At 40.1% G+C, this 19,734-nt stretch carries 22 protein-coding genes and 1 other annotated feature; of the genes, 19 read left to right on the plus strand and 3 right to left on the minus strand.

The genetic code is table 11. The features are described 5' to 3' along the window. Positions 1 to 17: 17 nt before the first annotated feature. Both yidC and AC3B6B_RS04325 read right to left on the minus strand, forming a co-directional pair. Positions 18 to 986 carry a membrane protein insertase YidC gene (gene yidC, locus AC3B6B_RS04320; RefSeq protein WP_489757444.1) on the minus strand — a complete coding sequence of 323 codons (969 nt, stop codon included), beginning with the start codon at positions 984 to 986 and terminating at the stop codon, positions 18 to 20. Positions 987 to 1,002: 16 nt separating this feature from the next. Then, entirely contained in the window at positions 1,003 to 1,278 is a 276-nt protein-coding gene (locus AC3B6B_RS04325; protein ID WP_489757445.1) for an acylphosphatase, read from the minus strand. A 151-nt stretch (positions 1,279 to 1,429) separates the two neighbouring features. Between AC3B6B_RS04325 and AC3B6B_RS04330 the strand changes: the two genes are divergently transcribed. The 14 genes from AC3B6B_RS04330 (at position 1,430) to AC3B6B_RS04395 (ending at position 14,130) form a co-directional block, all read left to right on the plus strand. Further along, a complete protein-coding gene (locus AC3B6B_RS04330) occupies positions 1,430 to 2,197 on the plus strand; it encodes a TrmH family RNA methyltransferase (protein WP_489757446.1) in 768 nt (255 codons plus the stop codon). Positions 2,198 to 2,209: 12 nt separating this feature from the next. Continuing rightward, positions 2,210 to 2,707 (plus strand): HD domain-containing protein, encoded by a 498-nt coding sequence (locus tag AC3B6B_RS04335; protein ID WP_489757447.1) that lies wholly within the window; start codon positions 2,210 to 2,212, stop codon positions 2,705 to 2,707. 40 nt (positions 2,708 to 2,747) lie between these two features. After that, positions 2,748 to 2,958: a binding site (T-box leader), on the plus strand. A gap of 54 nt (positions 2,959 to 3,012) precedes the next feature. Further along, positions 3,013 to 4,056 (plus strand): phenylalanine--tRNA ligase subunit alpha, encoded by a 1,044-nt coding sequence (gene pheS, locus AC3B6B_RS04340; RefSeq protein ID WP_489757448.1) that lies wholly within the window; start codon positions 3,013 to 3,015, stop codon positions 4,054 to 4,056. A gap of 4 nt (positions 4,057 to 4,060) precedes the next feature. Beyond that, entirely contained in the window at positions 4,061 to 6,481 is a 2,421-nt protein-coding gene (gene pheT / locus AC3B6B_RS04345) for a phenylalanine--tRNA ligase subunit beta (protein WP_489757449.1), read from the plus strand. 68 nt (positions 6,482 to 6,549) lie between these two features. Continuing rightward, positions 6,550 to 7,707, plus strand: coding sequence for an endolytic transglycosylase MltG (gene mltG, locus AC3B6B_RS04350; RefSeq protein ID WP_489757450.1), 1,158 nt, complete (start codon positions 6,550 to 6,552; stop codon positions 7,705 to 7,707). 47 nt (positions 7,708 to 7,754) lie between these two features. After that, positions 7,755 to 8,396: a uridine kinase gene (gene udk, locus AC3B6B_RS04355; RefSeq protein WP_489757451.1), complete on the plus strand. Its 642-nt coding sequence runs from the start codon at positions 7,755 to 7,757 to the stop codon at positions 8,394 to 8,396. Between the two features lie 38 nt (positions 8,397 to 8,434). Then, complete coding sequence (greA, locus tag AC3B6B_RS04360; RefSeq protein WP_489757452.1) at positions 8,435 to 8,908, plus strand: transcription elongation factor GreA; 474 nt, start codon at positions 8,435 to 8,437, stop codon at positions 8,906 to 8,908. A 49-nt stretch (positions 8,909 to 8,957) separates the two neighbouring features. Then, entirely contained in the window at positions 8,958 to 9,254 is a 297-nt protein-coding gene (locus AC3B6B_RS04365) for a HesB/YadR/YfhF family protein (protein WP_489757453.1), read from the plus strand. A gap of 88 nt (positions 9,255 to 9,342) precedes the next feature. Further along, the gene (locus AC3B6B_RS04370; RefSeq protein ID WP_489757454.1) at positions 9,343 to 11,445 is read left to right on the plus strand and encodes a peptidoglycan D,D-transpeptidase FtsI family protein; all 2,103 of its coding nucleotides are present in this window, start codon (positions 9,343 to 9,345) and stop codon (positions 11,443 to 11,445) included. A gap of 78 nt (positions 11,446 to 11,523) precedes the next feature. Continuing rightward, positions 11,524 to 11,673, plus strand: a complete 150-nt coding sequence (gene rpmG / locus AC3B6B_RS04375; RefSeq protein ID WP_249514839.1) for a 50S ribosomal protein L33 — start codon at positions 11,524 to 11,526, stop codon at positions 11,671 to 11,673. Positions 11,674 to 11,807: 134 nt separating this feature from the next. Further along, positions 11,808 to 12,482: a rhomboid family intramembrane serine protease gene (locus AC3B6B_RS04380; protein WP_489757455.1), complete on the plus strand. Its 675-nt coding sequence runs from the start codon at positions 11,808 to 11,810 to the stop codon at positions 12,480 to 12,482. An 11-nt stretch (positions 12,483 to 12,493) separates the two neighbouring features. Further along, on the plus strand, positions 12,494 to 12,694 hold the full coding sequence (locus AC3B6B_RS04385; RefSeq protein WP_489757711.1) for a YqgQ family protein: 201 nt from the start codon (positions 12,494 to 12,496) through the stop codon (positions 12,692 to 12,694). A gap of 4 nt (positions 12,695 to 12,698) precedes the next feature. Beyond that, positions 12,699 to 13,661, plus strand: a complete 963-nt coding sequence (locus tag AC3B6B_RS04390) for an ROK family glucokinase (protein WP_489757712.1) — start codon at positions 12,699 to 12,701, stop codon at positions 13,659 to 13,661. A gap of 67 nt (positions 13,662 to 13,728) precedes the next feature. Continuing rightward, positions 13,729 to 14,130 (plus strand): rhodanese-like domain-containing protein, encoded by a 402-nt coding sequence (locus tag AC3B6B_RS04395; protein ID WP_489757456.1) that lies wholly within the window; start codon positions 13,729 to 13,731, stop codon positions 14,128 to 14,130. A gap of 124 nt (positions 14,131 to 14,254) precedes the next feature. Here AC3B6B_RS04395 and AC3B6B_RS04400 read toward each other — a convergent pair whose 3' ends face one another. Next, positions 14,255 to 14,437 (minus strand): DUF3042 family protein, encoded by a 183-nt coding sequence (locus AC3B6B_RS04400; RefSeq protein ID WP_489757457.1) that lies wholly within the window; start codon positions 14,435 to 14,437, stop codon positions 14,255 to 14,257. Positions 14,438 to 14,533: 96 nt separating this feature from the next. On the opposite strand from AC3B6B_RS04400, the gene miaA reads away from it, so the two are divergent. The 5 genes from miaA to AC3B6B_RS04425 all read left to right on the plus strand — a co-directional run bounded on the left by miaA (position 14,534) and on the right by AC3B6B_RS04425 (position 19,723). Continuing rightward, positions 14,534 to 15,460, plus strand: coding sequence for a tRNA (adenosine(37)-N6)-dimethylallyltransferase MiaA (miaA, locus tag AC3B6B_RS04405; protein WP_489757458.1), 927 nt, complete (start codon positions 14,534 to 14,536; stop codon positions 15,458 to 15,460). A 2-nt stretch (positions 15,461 to 15,462) separates the two neighbouring features. After that, positions 15,463 to 16,713, plus strand: coding sequence for a methionine gamma-lyase family protein (locus AC3B6B_RS04410; RefSeq protein WP_489757459.1), 1,251 nt, complete (start codon positions 15,463 to 15,465; stop codon positions 16,711 to 16,713). 91 nt (positions 16,714 to 16,804) lie between these two features. Continuing rightward, entirely contained in the window at positions 16,805 to 17,173 is a 369-nt protein-coding gene (locus AC3B6B_RS04415) for a MerR family transcriptional regulator (protein WP_489757460.1), read from the plus strand. Between the two features lie 20 nt (positions 17,174 to 17,193). After that, complete coding sequence (locus AC3B6B_RS04420; RefSeq protein WP_489757461.1) at positions 17,194 to 18,534, plus strand: glutamine synthetase family protein; 1,341 nt, start codon at positions 17,194 to 17,196, stop codon at positions 18,532 to 18,534. Between the two features lie 148 nt (positions 18,535 to 18,682). Then, positions 18,683 to 19,723 (plus strand): zinc-dependent alcohol dehydrogenase family protein, encoded by a 1,041-nt coding sequence (locus AC3B6B_RS04425; RefSeq protein WP_489757462.1) that lies wholly within the window; start codon positions 18,683 to 18,685, stop codon positions 19,721 to 19,723. Positions 19,724 to 19,734 lie beyond the last annotated feature (11 nt).

Raw genomic sequence — 19,734 nt, forward strand, 5'->3', positions numbered from 1 at the left:
GGTACTATTGCAAAAATTTACTTATGATGCTGTTGCTTACCAGCATTACGTTGGCGATTTTTTTGATGTTGTTGCTTAGTTTGACCAAATTGTTTTGCATTGTCCTTTGTTGGTGCTGCTTGTTGGGCAAAAGTTTTTTCGGTAACTACTTGCACAATCGGCTTGTCTTTTAATTCTTGGTCGACTTGCTTACGCACCTTTGGCGTGATGATATAATCGCTAATCAATTGCTGTAAGACGACGATGATCCCACCAATTAAGAAGTACAGACCTAAAGCAGCTGAGGATGCAATACTAATGAAGAAAGTCATGGCTGGACTGAGCCACATCATAGTTTGCATTTGCTTCTTTTGTTCTGGTGGCACACTCTTTAAAGTCATCCAGCTTTGAACCACGTAAAAAATTGTCGCCACGACTGAGATCAGAATGCTAGGTTTTGATAATGGTGCTCCTAAAAAGTTAGCTTTCGAAATTTCCGGTGAGTATTGCACGGCTTGATAGATGGCAATAAAAATTGGAAATTGTAACAACAAAGGTAAGCAACCCAGGCCCCCAGTTAATTTGATGTCGTTTTTGGAATAGACTTGCATCATTAATTGACTGATTTGCGTTTGTTCTTCTTGCGTAGTTGCCTTTTTTTGCTGTTGTTGAATTAATTGCAGTTGGGGTTGAATGCCCTTCATTTTTTCCTGTTGCACGATTGATTTCTTTTGTTGCATCAAACTTAATGGTAATAAAACTAACCGCACCACAAAGGAAATGAGGATAATGCCCCAGGCATAGCCACTTTTGCCACCAATAGTTTTAGAAACGTAGAGCATTAAGTTTTGGAAAGGTACGCCAATATATTGGTAGATCCAGCCGTAAGGACCATGAGTTGGCGGCTTAAGATTTGCATTGATACCACTGCGAGAGCAGGCGGTGACTAAGAGTAATAGACTTAAACAACCACCCCATAAAAGTAAACGTTTAGTTGTCTTTTTCATAAATTTCTCCATCTCGTTACATCATTGAAAATTTAGAATAATTAGCGAGAGGTTTTTCTTGCCAATTAATATGATCAATCTTAGCAAATTTACTCGGACTTTGCTGCATCACTTTCATAAAATGTTCCAAGTCTAAAGTGTCGCCTTGAGCTTCTAGATGGACGCTACCATCGTCACAATTTTTGACAATGCCAGTAATTTGGTAAGTTTGTGCGACGGAGTAGGTTGCATAACGAAAGCCCACACCTTGTACATGACCATAAATATCTGCTGCAACATGTTTTTGAGTCAAAATCAAAACCTCCTTCGTCCTTGTTCTAAATGATACTTCTCTAGTATAGCGGAAAATATAGTTGAAGCCAAAAGCATTCTATTAATTTTGCCAAGAAAATGTCCAAAAAATGATATGATAAGTAAGAAGATTAGATTTAGAGAGGTTAGCTATGGAGTATATTAGTTCAGGGCAAAATAGTAAAATTAAAGATTTGAAGAAATTACAAAGTCACCGGGGACGTAAAAAGCAACAACGTTACTTGTTAGAAGGCGAGCACTTGATTTTTGAGGCGTTGGCCCATCAAGTTAAGCTAAATGCTATTTATGCAACGACGGATTATCTCAATCGTGATCCCAAACATTTAGTGCGTGATCACATGGACCAAGTAGTGGAAATCACTCCGGAAATTGCGCAGGCGATTACCGACACCGTGTCACCCCAAGGCATTGTTGCGGAATTACCAATACCGCAACCGGAAACTATTGACTTAAGCCATGGAAAGTGGTTATTATTATCACAAATTCAGGACCCGGGTAACGTGGGAACCATGATTCGCACAGCTGATGCTGCTGGGTTCAGTGGCGTCTTACTCAGCGAAGATTCGGTCGACTTTTATGCACCAAAAGTGCAACGTGCTATGCAAGGTAGTCAATTTCATTTACCCGTTCAGTCATTGGATCTACAGTCAGCAGTCAGTGAGTTCAAAGCACAACAAATTCCAGTATACGGAACTTTGGTGAATGATCAGGCCCAAGAGTATCAAACTGTAGCCAAGCCAAAAGATTTTGCTTTAATTATGGGCAATGAGGCGCACGGCTTGGCGCCTGAATTAGCAGCTTTAACGGATACAAATTTATATATTCCCATTTTAGGATCCGCAGAATCATTGAACGTGGCAGTAGCAGCTGGTATTATTATGTATAGACTCAGTCTTTAAGGAGGATACTTTTTGGCTCGAGAATTAAATTGGCAGACTGATGCAGCTTATTTAGCTCAAGTTTCTGATTTATTAGCTAAACCCGAGGTGCAAAAGTTAAGTCAAATTCCACAACATCATTATTCTAATCGTTTGGATCATTCAATTAGCGTTTCTTATCGCAGTTATTTAATTGGCAAGAAGTTGCATTTAGATACCCGCGCTTTGGCACGTGGCGGTTTGTTGCATGACTTGTTTTATTACACTTGGGATCGCAAGCAATTGAGTTTTCGGGCGCACGCCGATATTCACGCACATGTTGCGCTAAATAATGCGCAACAATTAACCGATTTAAGACCAATTGAAGCTGACATTATTGTCAAGCATATGTTTGGTGCGACGTCCACGCCACCGAAATATCTCGAAAGCTTAATTGTTAACTTAGTTGATGATCAGTGTGCCGTGCAGGAAGCTTGCTTGCCCAAGTTGGCATTGTGGCGCCAAAAATTACATTTGAAGCAATCGAATTAAAATTTAATTGAAATTTATGCATGAAAGTTTTAAACTGGTTTTAACGACGATGAAAGAAAGTAGTAGCATCAAGGTCTGGATTCACAGGGACAATTGGGTAAGTGAGAACAATTGAAGCCAGATGATGTGAATTCACTCTGGAGTCTAAACGTCATTAGTCAGCGTTATATGACAGATAAGTGGAGTTTAGGTGCAGCTATCAAGCTGGACTGAACTCAAGCAGGGTGGTACCGCGAAGCTTCGTCCCTTTTAGGGATGGGGCTTTTTTTATTGTTGAAATTATTTATTTAGAGGAGCAGGTAGTGATGGATTTAAAAGATTTATTAAACGATTTGCGGCAAAAAGGTCTACAACAGATTCATGATGCACAAAAAATCGAACATTTAAATGAAATTAGAATTCATTTTTTGGGTAAAAAAGGTCCGTTGAACCAAGCTTTACGGGGAATGAAGGATTTAAGCGCGGAACAACGCCCTAAGGTTGGTGCTTTAGCCAACAGTGTCCGCGATGATTTACAAACAGCTTTGGATCAAGCCAAGGAACAATTAGAAAGTCAAGCGACTGCAGCCAAATTAGCCAATGAAAAAATTGATGTCACTTTACCTGGACACCAACGTCACATTGGAACCAAGCATGTGATTTATCAGGTAATGGATGATATTGAAGCCTTGTTTATTGGTTTAGGTTATGAAGTGGTCAATGGTCCCGAAGTCGAAGAAGATCACTACAATTTTGAAATGATGAACCTTCCCAAAGATCATCCTGCGCGTGATATGCAAGATACTTTCTATATTACGGATGAAATTTTGATGCGGACGCAGACTTCACCTGTGCAAGCGCGGACTTTGGAAAAACATGATTTTTCGAAAGGTCCTTTGAAGATGATTAGTCCGGGTAAAGTTTATCGTCGCGATACTGACGATGCCACACATTCACACCAATTCAATCAAATTGAAGGTTTAGTCATTGATAAGCATATTACGATGGCGGATTTGAAGGGTACTTTGGAATTAACAGCGCGTCATATTTTTGGTAAAGAACGCGAAATTCGCTTACGTCCGAGTTATTTTCCATTTACGGAACCATCAGTGGAAGTTGACGTTTCCTGCTTTGCCTGCGGTGGTGAAGGCTGCAAAGTTTGCAAATACACCGGCTGGGTAGAAGTGTTAGGTGCGGGCATGGTGCATCCGAATGTTTTAGAAAATGCTGGCGTTGACTCGACTATTTATGGTGGCTTTGCCTTTGGTCTAGGGCCAGATCGGTTTGCCATGTTAAAATACGGCATTAATGATATCCGCGATTTTTATCAAGATGATGTTCGGGTTTTAGAACAATTTCAGGGGGAATAAATTAATGAAGATTTCTACTAATTGGTTAGCAGAATATGTTGATCTACCAGAAACACCAGAACAATTAGCTGATCGGGAGACGGTTACCGGCATTGAAGTTGATGAAATAATTAAATCAGGCGCTGGGTTAAAGAATTTAGTCACTGGTCAAATTAAGACGGTCACCAAGCACCCCGATGCGGACCACTTAAATATTTGTCAAGTGGATGTGGGTGCCGAAGAATTGGCCCAGATTGTCTGTGGTGCGCCGAATGTGGCTGTGGGTGAAACGGTTATTGTGGCTTTACCTGGTGCCAGAATTGCTAACAACGAAAAAATTAAAAAAGGTAAATTCCGTGGTGTGGCCTCCAATGGTATGCTGTGTGCCTTGCAAGAAATTGGCTTCGATGATTCCGTCGTTCCTGATGCTTTTAAAAATGGAATTTATGTTTTTCCAGAAACCGAAAATATTCCCTTAGGTCAACCGGTTTATTCTTATTTAGGCTTGGATGACACTGTTTTAGATTTTGATATTACGCCTAATCGGGCGGATACACTTGGAATGCATGGTGCCGCTTGGGAAGTGGCTTCAATGTATGATGAACAGCCCCATTTTGAACAGCCCAGTGTTAGTGAGGATGCAGCTTCAGCAGAACAACAATTAAGTATTGACGTGACTGATGAACAATTGGCCCCGACTTATCGGACACGGGTGATTAAGGATATTCACATTAAACCAAGCCCGCTCTGGTTGCAAGTTCATTTGTGGAATAACGGTATCAAACCAATTAATAATATTGTCGATATTACTAATTACATTATGTTAGATTATGGTCAACCATTACATGCTTACGATTACGACAAATTGGGCTCCAAAAAATTAACCGTGCGCCTAGCGGCTGCGGGAGAATCTTTTACAGCGTTAAATGAAAAACAATATGATTTAACGGATCAAGATATTGTGATTTCTAATGACGAACAAGCCGTTGGTTTAGCTGGAGTTATGGGTGGTTTGGCTACTTCGGTGACTGAGCAAACCCACACAGTAGTTTTAGAATCAGCCGTGTTTAACCCTACGAAAATCCGCAAAACTGCGCAGCGTCATAATTTACGAACGGATGCTTCGGCTCGCTTTGAAAAAGGGGTGGATCTATCCGCCATTGCTGAAGCATTAGATATGGCAGCGCAATTAGTGCAACAATTAGCTGACGGAACAGTATTAAAAGACCAAGTAGTTGGTAGTCAATCAGTTTTGAAGCCAACGGTAGTCAAAATAACCACGGATCGGATTAATCATGCTTTGGGGACGGAAATTTCACAAGCGGAAATTATTGCGATTTTTGAACGGTTAGGCTTTGAGGTAGAGGTTAAAGATTCAGAGTTAATTGTCACGGTACCATTACGTCGGTGGGATATTTTTATTGATTCAGATTTAATTGAAGAAGTGGCTCGAATTTATGGTTTCGATAAAATTCCGAGCACTTTACCAGCAGTTACCCAAACGATTGGTGGCTATACCCCTAGACAAAAATTCATTCGCCAAAGTCGGCAAACTTTGCGGTCATTGGGTTATGATGAAGCCATCAGTTATTCTTTGACCACTCAAGAAAAAGCGGCAGCCTTCTGCTTGAAGCCCGCAGTGTTAACCAAAGTTGATTGGCCAATGACCCAAGATCATGAGTATTTACGGGCCAACTTAGTTAGCGGTTTGTTAGATGATTTAGCTTATAATGCTGCGCGTAAGCAAACGAATGTAGCCTTGTTTGAGCAAGGACGTGTGTTCTTGAAGAATGACGCAAACGTAGTGCGGCCTAAGGAAGTCGAAATGATTGCCGGGGCTTATAGTGGGCAAGTCATCCAGGATAGTTGGGATCAAACGGCCCGCGATGTTAATTTTTATGACATTAAAGGTGATGTGGAACGCTTATTACAAAGTTTCCAAAGAAAAGCCACGATTGTTTACCAAGCCACGAGTGCGATTAAGCAATTGCATCCTGGACAAACGGCAGTTATTTTAATGGATCAACAGCCGGTTGGATTTATCGGTACGCTGCATCCAACTTTAGCCAAAAAATTACGCTTGGCGCCAACGGTAGTTTTCCAAATTGATTTGGAAAAAGTCATGGCCTATCCTAAAGCTTCCGAAATTTATGTTCCAGCTGGTAAGTATCCCGCAATTAGTCGTGATATTGCGGTAATTGTTCCAGAAGTTATTACTAATGAAGCGTTAGAATTAGCCATTCAAAAAGCGGCTGGTAAATATTTGGCTGATATTAAACTATTTGATGTTTATGCAGGCAAAGGCATTGCTGCGGGTCATAAGTCATTGGCTTATAATTTGACTTTCCAAAATCCGCAAGCTACATTAACAGACGATGAAGTTAATCAGGATTTTGCTAATGTGCAACAAGCTTTAATTGATTTGTTTAACGCACAAATTCGTTAAAAAATCCAGCATTTAAGAAAAAGTTGTGTATAATTAACAGTTGAGATTAAATGTTGGAGGAACCATTCTTGACTAAGTCAGATAAAAATCGTAGTCAGTATCGTGATGATCAGGAATCTATTCGTCACAAAAAGCAAGTGCGCGAGTCTGAACAAAGAGTAGTTAACCATATTGTTTATTGGATTGTTGGTATTTTGGCAATTCTGATTTTAACGTTTGGTGTTTTAGGCTATAATTATGTGCAAGAATCACTGCAGCCTTATAACCACAAGGATCATCAGGCTGTAGAAGTGAAAATTCCGATTGGATCTTCTAATAAAGAAATTGCTTCAAAGTTGCAGAATAAACATATTATTCGTAGCGCGACAATTTTTAATTATTATGTTAAATCCCATAATTATACCGACTTTCAAGCCGGTTACTATACGTTTAAACCGTCAATGACGTTGACTCAAATTGTTGCTCGTTTGCAAAAGGGTGGCAGTTTAGATCAAGTTGGTCAACCCGGTAATACGGTGCTAGTGCGCGAAGGGGTGACCATTGATCAGATTGGTAGTGTGATTGCGAAAAAGACGCCGTACTCAAAGGCTGATTTTCTGAATTTAATGAAAGATCAAGCCTTTATGAAGCAATTAGAGCAAAAGTATCCGAAATTGTTGGCTTCTTCGTTACAGTCTAAGCATGTTCGTTATCACTTAGAAGGCTATTTGTTCCCAGCAACTTATCCTTATTATTCCGGGACATCTTTGAAACGACTAGTGAGCGAAATGGTTGGTAAAACTAATCAAGAACTTGCACCTTATTATGAGCAAATTAAGGCTAAAAATCTGACCGTGCAACAACTGTTAACTTTAGCTTCTCTAACAGAACGCGAAGGGGTAACAAATATTGATCGCCGCAAGATTTCGGGCGTGTTCTTTAATCGTTTAGATGCAAATATGCCACTACAATCGGATATTTCCGTTATGTACGCTTTAAACAAGCATAAACACAGTTTGACAAATAAAGATACGAGTGTAAAATCGCCTTATAACCTTTACAAGAATAAAGGTTTTGGGCCTGGTCCATTTAACTCACCTAGTTTAGGCTCGATCCAAGCAGTTTTGAATCCTGCTGATCGTGATAAAGGGTATCTCTATTTTGTAGCTAATTTGAAGACTGGTAAAGTTTACTATTCAACAAATTACTCGCAACATTTGGATACCAATTCAAAAATTGGTCAATAATTTAGTGGACTGACGCAAAGTCAGTCCCTTTTGATAAGGAGAAATAAATGACTGCAGGTAACAAGCCGTTAATTATTGGAGTTAGTGGAGGCTCTGGAAGTGGTAAAACCACTATTGCCCAACGCTTAATCACAGAATTACCACAAGAATCAATTGCTTTATTACAAATGGATTCTTATTATAAACAACTAGACTTACCTTATGAACAGCGTAAACAACAAAATTTTGATCATCCGTTATCATTTGATACGGACTTATTAGTTGCTGATTTAAAGAAATTGCGGGCTTTTCAAAGTATTGAGGTGCCAATTTATGATTTTGTCGATAGTAATCGAACGAATCGCACGCGGCACCAAGAACCTGCCGATGTCATTGTTCTAGAAGGAATCTTGACTTTATATGAAAAAGATTTACGTGATCTGATGGACATTAAGGTTTTTGTTGATACTGATGATGATATTCGCTTAATTCGGCGGATTAAACGGGATGTTGAAGAACGGGGCTATACTTTAGATACGGTGTTTACCCAGTACTTGGATCACGTGCGTCCAATGTATCAACAATTTATCGAACCCACCAAGCGTTTTGCTAATGTGATTATTCCTGAAGGTGGCGCCAATGAAGTGGCAATTGATTTATTAACTTCCAAGATTAAGTATCTTTTGCATCAAAAACGACAACAGCAGTGAACTTTGTTGTCTAATCAATCTTAAATGAGGTGTTAGTTGTGGCTGAACAAAGATATCCAATGACAGCTGAAGGTAAAAAGAAATTAGAACAAGAGCTGGAAGATTTAAAATTAAAAAAGCGTCCGGAAATTATTGAACGTATTAAAATTGCTCGTGGTTTTGGGGACTTATCTGAAAACTCAGAGTATTCTTCTGCTAAAGATGAACAAAGTGTTGTGGAATCACGTATCTCGGAAATTAATACCATGTTGCAGTACGCCGATGTAGTAGATGTTAGTCAAGTTGATGCGAATGAAGTTTCGGTCGGCAAAACGGTGACTTTTCAAGAAGAAGATGATGATCCGGAAACCTATCAAATTGTTGGTGCCGCTGAATCTGACCCCATGCAGGGTAAGATTAGTAATGATTCACCAATTGCCAAGTCTTTATTAGGCAAAAAAGTTGGCGATGATGTGGTTATTGAAACACCAGGTGGCTCTTTCACTGTGAAAATTACAGCTGTCGAAAACTAATTGCTAGCGTTAAAGAGGAGCATAGGTTATCATAATAATGGTGATGAAGATGAAATTTATGATAACGCCCCAGGCACATCAATGGTATCAAGATAACTTGGACTTAAAACCAGGTGATGGGTTACATTTTTATGGCAAAGTTTACGGTAAGACCAATGTGCATCAGGGTTTTTCGCTAGCTTTTATTAAAGAAAAACCACATGATGAATATTACTCTTTAACAAATCAAGAGATCACATATTTCTTCACGGATAATGATGTTTGGTTTTTTAAGGATTTAGACTTGCAAATTAATTATGACCCACAAATTGATAGTCCAGTTTATACTTTTGTGGCTGCGGATTAAAAAGTAGTTTACTGATAAATTGTTGTCAGGTAAGCTGCTTTTTTTGATATAATAATTCAGTAACGTCAAATTGAGGAGAACTATTATTTTGAAATTTTTTCAACGATTAAATCGATCAAAATCAACACAATCAATTTTGCCTTTTCGGTTGAATGTGCTGTTATTGATTGTCTTTGCCTTATTTGCTTTATTAATCGGGCAATTAGCTTATCTACAATTATTAAATGGCAATAAATTTCAAGCGGAAGTTGACCGTTCGGATAAGACCATTATTAACGGTGACGTCCCACGGGGCTTGATCTATGATTCTAAGGGACGCTTGATTGTTGATAATCAAGCCAGCAGTGCGATTACTTATACAAGAAGTTCTTCGGTTAAGACTGCTGATATGTTACAAATTGCCAATCGTTTGCAAAAATTTATCACTATTGATGATGCCAAGTTGACGCCACGAGACAAAGCTGATTATTATTTGGCTAATACGAAAAACTATAATCGCGTCTTAAAAGTAGTTAATAAGGGACTAAGTGATGAAAAAGTTCAAGAACAAAGTCAAAGCCAGCAATATAATAAGGCTGTGAATTATGTCAAAAAAATGCATCTTAATTTAACTTGGGCTCAACAACAAGCAGCCAGCATCTTTCAACGAATGAGTTCGGCCTATCAATATTCAACGGTGTATATTAAGAGTTATAATGCGACACCTAAAGAAGTGGCGGAAGTTAGTGAGCACCAAATTGAATTACCCGGAGTGCAAGTCGGTATTGATTCGCAACGTTCCTATCCAATGGGCGATTCGATGACGAGTATCATTGGACAAGTTTCCACTGAAAAACAAGGTTTGCCGGATAGCCAGGTTAATGAATTGTTGGCCCAGGGCTATTCCCGTAATGATCGTGTGGGAACTAGTTATTTAGAGCAAGAATATGAACCCATCTTAAAGGGTAGTAAGTCACAAACGCAGATTGCGGTGAGTCCAAATAATAAATTAACGGATTCGGTCCAAAAGTATGCGGGAGCCAAGGGCGATAATCTTAATTTGACAATTGATGCTGATTATCAAAAGAAGGTCGATGCTGCTTTACGTAGTACCTTTGCGTCCGCCCAAGCAAATGGTGTTGCACAGTATTCCGATGGGGCTTATGCGGTGGCAATGAATCCCAAAACGGGGGCTATTTTGGCCATGTCAGGAGTACACTATAATCCTAAAACGGACAAATTGTCGGACGATTCGTTGGGTGTGATTAATCGGACTTTTGTTATGGGGTCAGCGGTCAAGGGTGCGACGGTTTTGGGCGGCTTGATGAGTAATGCAATTACGCCTGATAATAATGTTTTATCAGACGATCCCATTTATTTACCAAGTACACCAGTTAAAAAATCTGTGTATCCAGTAGGAACCTTTGGTGCCCTTGGCGCTGAGCAAGCGCTCGAAGTGTCTTCGAACATTTATATGATGCGCTTAACGATGCGTGAAGGTCATGCCAAGTATGTGCCCAATAGTTACATTCATATTGATCAAGATATTTTTCAAAAAATGCGTGCTAACTTTAACCAATTTGGCTTAGGTGTGAAAACTGGAATTGATTTGCCTGGTGAAGCTAGTGGGATTGAAGGTCCAAGTAAATCGGGGGGCTTAGTGAAAGTTGGTTCAGCTTTAGATGAATCATACGGTAACTACGATGCTTATACATTAATGCAGATGGCCCAATACGTTTCCACGATTGCTAATGGCGGTTATCGGATGCGTCCTTATGTGGTCGGTTCGATCCAAAAAACCAATCGGGATGGTTCTAAAGGTGCGGTCGTGCACACAACGCAACCACAAGCGTTAAATCGCGTTGGTTTTACCAGCAGTCAATTAAATGTTGTGCAAACTGGTTTCTATAATGTTGTTCATGGATCTGGTGGTTGGACGACAGCGAAGCCATTAGGGAATGTAACACCGTCGATTTCTGCTAAAACGGGAACCGCACAGTCCTTTTATTATGATGCCGAGCATCCGAATAATCCTAATCCGCCACAAACTATTACGTTAAGTATGGTTGGCTATGCGCCATCTAATAATCCACAAATCGCCTTTGCCGTTGTTTTCCCTAATTTGAGTAGTGAAAAAGGCGACTATAACTTAGATTTAGTGCGCAGTATGGTGACGAGTTATTTCGGGACGAACGCGAAAGATTCCCAGTAAAACCCTGGTCAAATTAGTAACTAAGTGGTATCATGAGAGAGTCGTTTAGCAAATGTAGACAAAAGGAGTTCATGAATTATGCGCGTAAATATTACACTTGAATGTACTGAATGTCACGAACGCAATTATTTAACTAGCAAGAATAAGCGGAACAATCCTGATCGCTTGGAATTAAAGAAATATTGCCCTCGTGAACGTAAAACAACTTTACATCGGGAAACTAAGTAAAACAACAGCAGGTTTAACCTGTTGTTTTTTCTTTTTGAGAATTGTAATCGCTATCTAATTAGAATAATTAAATTATTGTGCTCATTCTATGCTAAACTATTGATAGTCTGGAAATAATAGATGAGGTAACTATCTTGAAACCAAATTGGCGGCAGCTTACATGGGCAACTTATGGTCTACTGATTGTGCAGATTGGTGTTTTTTTATGGGAAACATTCAACGGTGGAAGCTTTAATACGCAAACTCTGATCAGTGCGGGAGCACGGTTTAACGGTCTCATTGCCCAAGGCCAATGGTGGCGTTTGCTAACGCCCATTTTTGTCCATATCGGCTGGTCACATTTAATTATTAATTCGTTAACACTCTATTTTGTAGGGGTTCAGTTAGAACGCCTCTATGGTTCAGGACGTTTTTTAATAATGTACTTAGTGAGTGGAATTGGTGGCAATTTATTTGGCTGGGCCTTTGGTAATGCTAATGCTCTAGCTGCAGGTGCTAGTACGAGTTTATTTGGTTTGTTTGGGATTTTTGCAGCCTTGGGCTTTATTTTTGCCAATAATCCGGCTGTGAAATCGTGGTCCAAACAATTTATCGTTTTAATTGTTTTGAATTTAATTACGGATCTGTTCATGGGGCAAATTGATCTTTGGGGTCATATCGGCGGCGTGATTAGTGGTATTTTATTAGCTGGATTGATCCCCGTGCCTCATCAGACCAGTGGTTTAGCACTCAGTAAAAGATTATTTTGTGGTGGATTGTTAGTTATTTTGGCCCTTGGTTTGAGCTATTTAGGAGTGCAACGCGGATGAAGGAAACGAATATTCAAACACTGTACGATGTGCAACAAGTGTTAAAACGTTTTGGCATCTATGTTTATGTTGGTAAACGGATTTGGGATATTGAGTTAATGGCAATTGAATTGGATCGCTTATACCATGAACAAGTAATTGATCAACCAACTTTCATTACTTGTAAAGCAGTTTTACATCGGGAACATCGAATTGAAGAAGGGAAAAGCTAATATGATTGATCAAAAGGTAATTGGCGTGGATTTAGGTGGAACGACTATCAAGTTTGCTATCTTAACGCCACAAGGTGAGATTCAACAACGTTGGAGTATTCAGACCGATATTTTGAATGATGGTAATAATATTATTCCGAGTATTAGTGCTTCCATTAATGAGCATTTGCAGTTATATCAAATGTCTGCTGACCAATTTTTAGGAATTGGCATTGGCACGCCGGGTAGTGTCAATTATGAGACTGGTCAAGTTGATAGTGCGTTTAACTTAAATTGGGACCGTCCCATGCCGTTAAAGGAACAGCTGGAACGGGAAACGGACTTAAAAGTCGTTGTTGAAAATGATGCTAATGTAGCAGCTTTAGGCGAACGGTGGCAAGGAGCAGGTGATAATGCAGCTGACGTGGCGTTTGTCACTTTAGGAACCGGTGTTGGCGGCGGCATGATCGTTAATAACCAAATCGTGCATGGTGTTGGTGGCGCCGCTGGTGAAATTGGTCACCTAACAATTGATCCGAACGGTTTTTTATGTACTTGTGGTAAAAAAGGTTGCTTGGAAACTGTGGCTTCCGCCACTGGAATTGTGCGCACGGCGCAAAAATTATCACAAGAGTATGCGGGGCCTGCGCAGTTAAAAGCTTTAATTGATGATGGGCAAATGATTTCTTCTAAAGATGTTTTTGATTTAGCCCAGAAAGCAGACCCTTTGGCACAAATGGTTGTCCACCAAGTGTGTGAACAACTGGGATTAGCTTTGGCCAATGTTGCAATGACGTTAAATCCCAAGTATATTATTATTGGCGGTGGTGTTTCTAATGCCGGTGATTATTTATTAGAACAAGTGCAAGCTGCTTATGAACGGTTTGTTTTTCCGGCTGTTAAAAGGACTACTTCATTACGGTTAGCTACTTTAGGTAATGAAGCTGGGGTTATTGGTGCGGCATCGTTAGTTGTGCAACCACATTAGTTTAATTAATGTGTGCTTGTAACAACATTATTAGTATTTAATCATAATTATTGTGTGAGGTGTAGATGTGTCGTTTTTAAATTCATTACTGTTAGTTATTGTTGTTATTGCTCTATATTATGGAATCTCATGGTTGTATTATTGGTTGCGCGCCCGACAATTAGGTGGTGCCTTGGAAGAAGAAGAGTTTGAAGCCACTATGCGTAAAGCACAGCTGATTGATTTGCGTGAAAAAAAATATTTTGATTCAGGACATATCTTGGGAGCGCGCAATTTACCTTATACACAGTTAAAAATGTTAATTTCAGAATTACGTCCCGATTTACCAGTTTATCTTTATGAACAAGGAAACACGTTAAGCATTCGGGCGGCTATTAAACTTAAAAAACAAGGTTTCAGCAATGTTAAATGGTTGAAACATGGTTTTAATGAATGGAATGGCAAAACCAAAAAGACTACGAAGTTGTAATAGTTTTAGGTAGATACTTAAGCCAAGAGGTTCAAATTAGCTTTTGTCTAGGATAAAAAAATAAAGCTGGTACAAAAAAATGCTCGTATTGCTACGAACATTTTTTCTTTATAATAATTCCTTTTTAACTAATATGGGCAGAATGTGCTTTGCGGTTGGCTTTACGCCGGTTTTCATCAATTCGATCTTCTGCTTGATCGATCGGTTGGATAACTTTATGATGATAAGTTAATGCTGAACCCACCACGGCTCCTGCAGTGGCTAAGGAACCAATTATAATACCTGGAACGATACCTTTTCTTTTCATCAGCTTGACCTCCTTTTATCTACTCTTAATTATTAACAAACTCTGTTGCAATTTCAACTAAAATTCCTGATTAATTTTGGAGACCAAGGAGTAATAATGGTTCAAAAAGCAATCGTCATTGTCGGTCCTACTGCGGTGGGGAAAACTGATCTGAGTTTACAGTTAGCCAACCAAGTTCAAGGTGAGATTATTTCTGGTGATTCGATGCAAATTTATCGGCATTTGGATATCGGTACCGCTAAAATTTTACCAGAACAGCAGCAAGGAATTCCGCATCATTTATTGAATATTCGTGACGTGCAACAAAGTTACACGGTTTACGAATTTCAACAAGCTGCGCAACAGTTAATTACTGAAATAACTCAACGGCAGCATGTTCCAGTGGTGGTAGGCGGAACTGGTTTTTATATTAAAGCCTTGACGCAAAACTTACAATTGGGAGGAGCAGCGAGTCGGGAGCAGTCTTTGAAGATTAGACAACATTATGAGCAACTACTAGCACGTTTTGGAGCTACATATTTGTGGGACTTGTTGGCACAACGAGATCAACTGGCTGCTCAACAAATTGCTCCGGCTAATACTCGTAGAGTCATCCGCGCTTTGGAGGTTTATGATTTAACTGGGCGCCAGTTTAGTCAGCAACAGCAAGCAGCTGTGCCACAACGCTTTTTAATTATTGGCTTGACGACGGCCCGTCCGGTTTTGTATCAACGAATTAATCATCGGGTTGATTTGATGGTTGAGCAAGGTTTAGAACAAGAAGCTGACTGGTTGTATCAACAACAAGAACAGGTGCCACAGGCGCAGGCCGCTATCGGTTATAAAGAATGGTTTTCTTATTTTCAAGGTGAAATTTCCCGACCAACGGCGATTGAGTTAATTAAGCGTAATTCACGGCGCTTTGCCAAACGCCAATTAACCTATTTTCGGCATCAATTAACGCTACAGTGGTACGATTTGTTGCAAAATCCACAACAAGTATCGGTGGTACAACAAGTAATACAACATTTTTTGGAGGAATGAGAATGAATTGGACAGAAGAATTACCACAAAAAGTTCAAAGCGCAATACAACAAGTTGATCAAAAAATTCAACCATATTTACAAGTCATTGATCAACGCATGGAAAATAACCAAGCCAAAGTTTTGCAGGCTTTTCAAGACCAACAAGTTGCTGAGAGTCATTTATTCGGTTCCACAGGGTACGGCAATAATGATGAAGGGCGCGAAGTCTTGGATGCTGTTTATGCGCAAGTTTTTCAGGCGCCAGCAGCTTTGGTGCGTCCGCAATTTGTTTCGGGTACGCATACGTTAGCAGTGGGGCTCTTTGGCTGCTTAAAGCCAGGGCAAAAGTTATTGTATATCACAGGTAAACCCTATGACACGTTGCAAGAAGTAGTGGGTTTAACGGGCAGTGGCGTTGGCAGTTTAAAAGAGTACGGTGTGCAATTTGATTATGTGACCTTAACTGCCGAGGGAAAAGTTGATTATCAAAAGTTGACGCAAAAGTTAACAACATTTCAACCGGATGTGGTTGCGATTCAACGCTCACGGGGTTACGATCCACGGCCGAGTTTTTTAGTTGCGGAAATTAAGGAAATGATTTCCTTTGTCAAACAACGTCTTCCAGAAGTAATTGTTTTTGTGGATAATTGTTATGGTGAGTTTTCGGAAGAAATTGAACCTACGCAAGTCGGTGCCGATTTAATGGCGGGCTCTTTATTTAAAAATGCTGGTGCGGGCTTAGCAACGACAGGTGGTTATTTAGCGGGACGTGAAGATTTAATTGAACGCAGTGCTATTCGCTTAACTGCTCCGGGTATTGGGCGTCATGAGGGCGCCACGGGGAGTAATTTACGTTGGATGATTGAAGGCTTTTTCTTAGCACCACAAGCAACTGGTAATGCGATTAAAGGGGCGATTTTTGCGGCGGCCTTGCTAGAAGAATTAGGTTTTCAAGTGACCCCGCGCTTTGATGAACCGCGCACGGATTTGATTCAAACGATTATCTTAGGTAGCCCTGAGAAAATGGTCCAATTTGCGAAAGCGATTCAAAAATATTCACCGATTGATTCCTTTGTTGATCCAGTACCAAGTGCCATGGATGGCTATGAAGACCAAATTGTGATGGCCGCAGGAACTTTTGTGCAAGGATCAACGATTGAACTATCAGCTGATGGCCCTCTACGGCCACCGTATGCGATTTATTTACAAGGTGGTTTGACTTATGCGCATGCGAAGATTGCCATTGCGCATGCTTGTGCCGAAATTTTGTAATATTTTTAATAGATGTAAGCTTTGCTAACATGAAATGTTGACAAGGCTTTTTTTAATTGATAAGGTAGCTATATGTTCGAGGTTGTAAAGCATGAGTGAGAAAAGTATTCGGCGCAACTTAGCAGTATTAACGGTAGGCACAGTCACTAAGTTAACAGGATTAACACCACGACAGTTACGATACTATGAAGATTTTCAATTGGTTAAACCACAGCGAAGTGCGGGAAATCAAAGACAGTATTCGCTTAATGATGTTGATCGCTTGCTAGAAGTCAAAGATTATTTGTCTTCGGGGATGAATATGCACGAGGTGGTTCGTGTCCTAACTAAAAAGGAACCGGAAAATTATTGCTTATCTGCTACTGAGACAATGAGTGATTCAGCTGTCCGCAAAATCTTGTCACAGGAAATGTTACAAGTGGGTCGCTTGAATAACCAAGACTCGAATAATTCATTTTAATTAAGGAGACGATTGGTTTTATGGTGTCAAAGAAGTATACTGCTCAAGATATTCGCCAAATGGCAAAAGAAGAACATGTCGAATTTTTACGATTAATGTTTACAGATATTAACGGTATTTTAAAAAATGTGGAAATGCCAGTTGATCAATTGGATATGATTTTAGATAATAAGGCCACTTTAGATGGTTCTTCAATTGATGGCTTTGTGCGCATTGAAGAGAGTGATATGTTACTATATCCTGATTTGGACACTTGGTTAGTTTTCCCTTGGGGATCAGAACATGGTAAAGTAGCACGCTTAATTTGTGATGTTCATACGGCTGATGGCGAAGAGTTTGCTGGTGATCCACGCAATAACTTACGCCGCATTGTCCAAAAAATGCATGATATGGGCTTCACGAGTTTTAATATTGGACCAGAACCAGAGTTCTTCTTATTCAAATTAGATGATCAGGGCCAACCGACGTTGAACTTAAATGATAACGGCGGCTATTTTGATTTTGAACCGGTAGATTTAGGTGAAAATTGTCGGCGCGAAATTGTGCTGGAATTAGAAAAGATGGGCTTTGAAGTTGAGGCTAGTCACCATGAAGTTGCTCCTGGTCAACACGAAATTGATTTTAAATATGCTGATGCTATTGAAGCAGCAGATAACATTCAAACTTTTAAATTAGTTGTGCGTACCGTTGCCAGGAAACATGGCTTACATGCCACCTTCATGCCAAAACCACTTGAAGGCATTAATGGTTCCGGTATGCATATTAATATGTCTTTGTTTAATCAAGATGGTAATGCCTTTTACGATCCAAGTACGCAAAATCAATTGTCACAAACTGCAATGTATTTCTTAGGTGGCTTGTTGCAACATGCCCAAGCACTAACAGCGATTAATAATCCAACAGTTAATTCCTACAAACGCTTGGTTCCTGGTTTTGAGGCCCCAGTTTATATTGCTTGGTCTGGAAAGAATCGTTCACCATTAATCCGGGTACCAATGGCTCGTGGTAATGGAACTCGCTTAGAAATGCGGAGTGTTGATCCAACAGCTAATCCGTATTTAGCGATTGCTGCTATTTTGTATAGTGGTTTATCAGGTATTCAAAAGCAAACGACACCAGTTCCGCCAGTGAACCGTAATATCTACAAAATGACGGAAGCCGAGCGGCAGGATAATCAAATTTTTGATTTGCCATCAACTTTGCATAATGCAGTGAAGGCATTGAAAAAAGACCCAGTGGTTAAGCAATCAATGGGTGATCATTTATATAAGAGCTTTATTGATTCCCGTGAGTTAGAATGGGGCGCTTATCGCCAAACAGTTTCGCAATGGGAACGTGATCAATACCTGAAACGCTTTTAAATTTAATATTAAATCTCGAAAATGTCCGCAAAAGTGTTGCGGGCATTTTTTGCCTTTAAAATGAAGTCCAAAGCAGAATAATAGTTGACTTGGAGCCAGCTCTAAGGTTTAAACTATCATTAATTATAATTAAAGGAGAATGGCGTTTATGAAAACAACAATTTTTGTGAAACCAGGACACGTGGAAGTGCAAGAGGTACCCACACCTCAAGTTCAAGCGGATGATGATGTTTTAATCAAAGTTAAACGAGCTTGTGTTTGCGGTTCGGACTTGTGGAAATATCGCGGTTTAGATCCTCGGCCAGCCAATTCTGATAATACTGGTCATGAAGCTTTAGGCGTGGTGGAAGCTACGGGTAATGCTATTACGACTGTTAAACCTGGTGATTTTGTTATTGTGCCGTTTACGCATGGTTGTGGCCATTGCGCGGCTTGTTTAGCAGGTTATGATGCTAGTTGTCAAGTTAATCACGGGCAATTAAGAAACGGAATGCAGGGGCAATATATTTTAAGTCAGCACAGTGAATGGAATTTGATTAAAGTTCCAGGTAAATATGAAGATTACAGTGATGGAATGTTGAATTCCTTGTTAGCGTTGGCTGATGTCATGGCGACCGGTTATCATGCTGCCAAGAGTGCGCGGGTTAAACCGGGTGATAGCGCTGTGGTTGTTGGTGATGGTGCGGTCGGTTTATGCGGTGTGATTGCGGCCAAAATGCGGGGTGCTAAGCAGATTATTGCTATGAGTCGACATGAAGATCGGCAAAAATTAGCTCTAGAATTTGGCGCCACGGATATTGTGGCTGAACGTGGTGAGCAAGCTGTGGCGAAAGTGCTGGAATTAACCCATCAAACGGGAGCTGATGCTGTTTTAGAATGTGTGGGGACTAAATTATCCATGACGACAGCCATGCAAGTTGCGCGTCCCGGGGCAACTGTCGGCCGCGTTGGGGTACCACATGACGGTGATTTACAATTTTCTGATTATTTCTTTAGTAATGTTAATGTGGCTGGTGGTCCGGCATCCGTAACCACTTATGATAAACAATTCTTATTAAAAGCAGTCTTAGATGGGGATATTCATCCAGGAAAAGTGTTTACCAAGCGGTTTGATTTGGATCAAATTGATGCAGCTTATCAGGCAATGGATCAACGCCAAGCTATTAAATCATTAGTGATTGTTGATTAATTAAAGTCAGC

Source organism: Bombilactobacillus sp. ESL1197 (genome assembly GCF_058107145.1).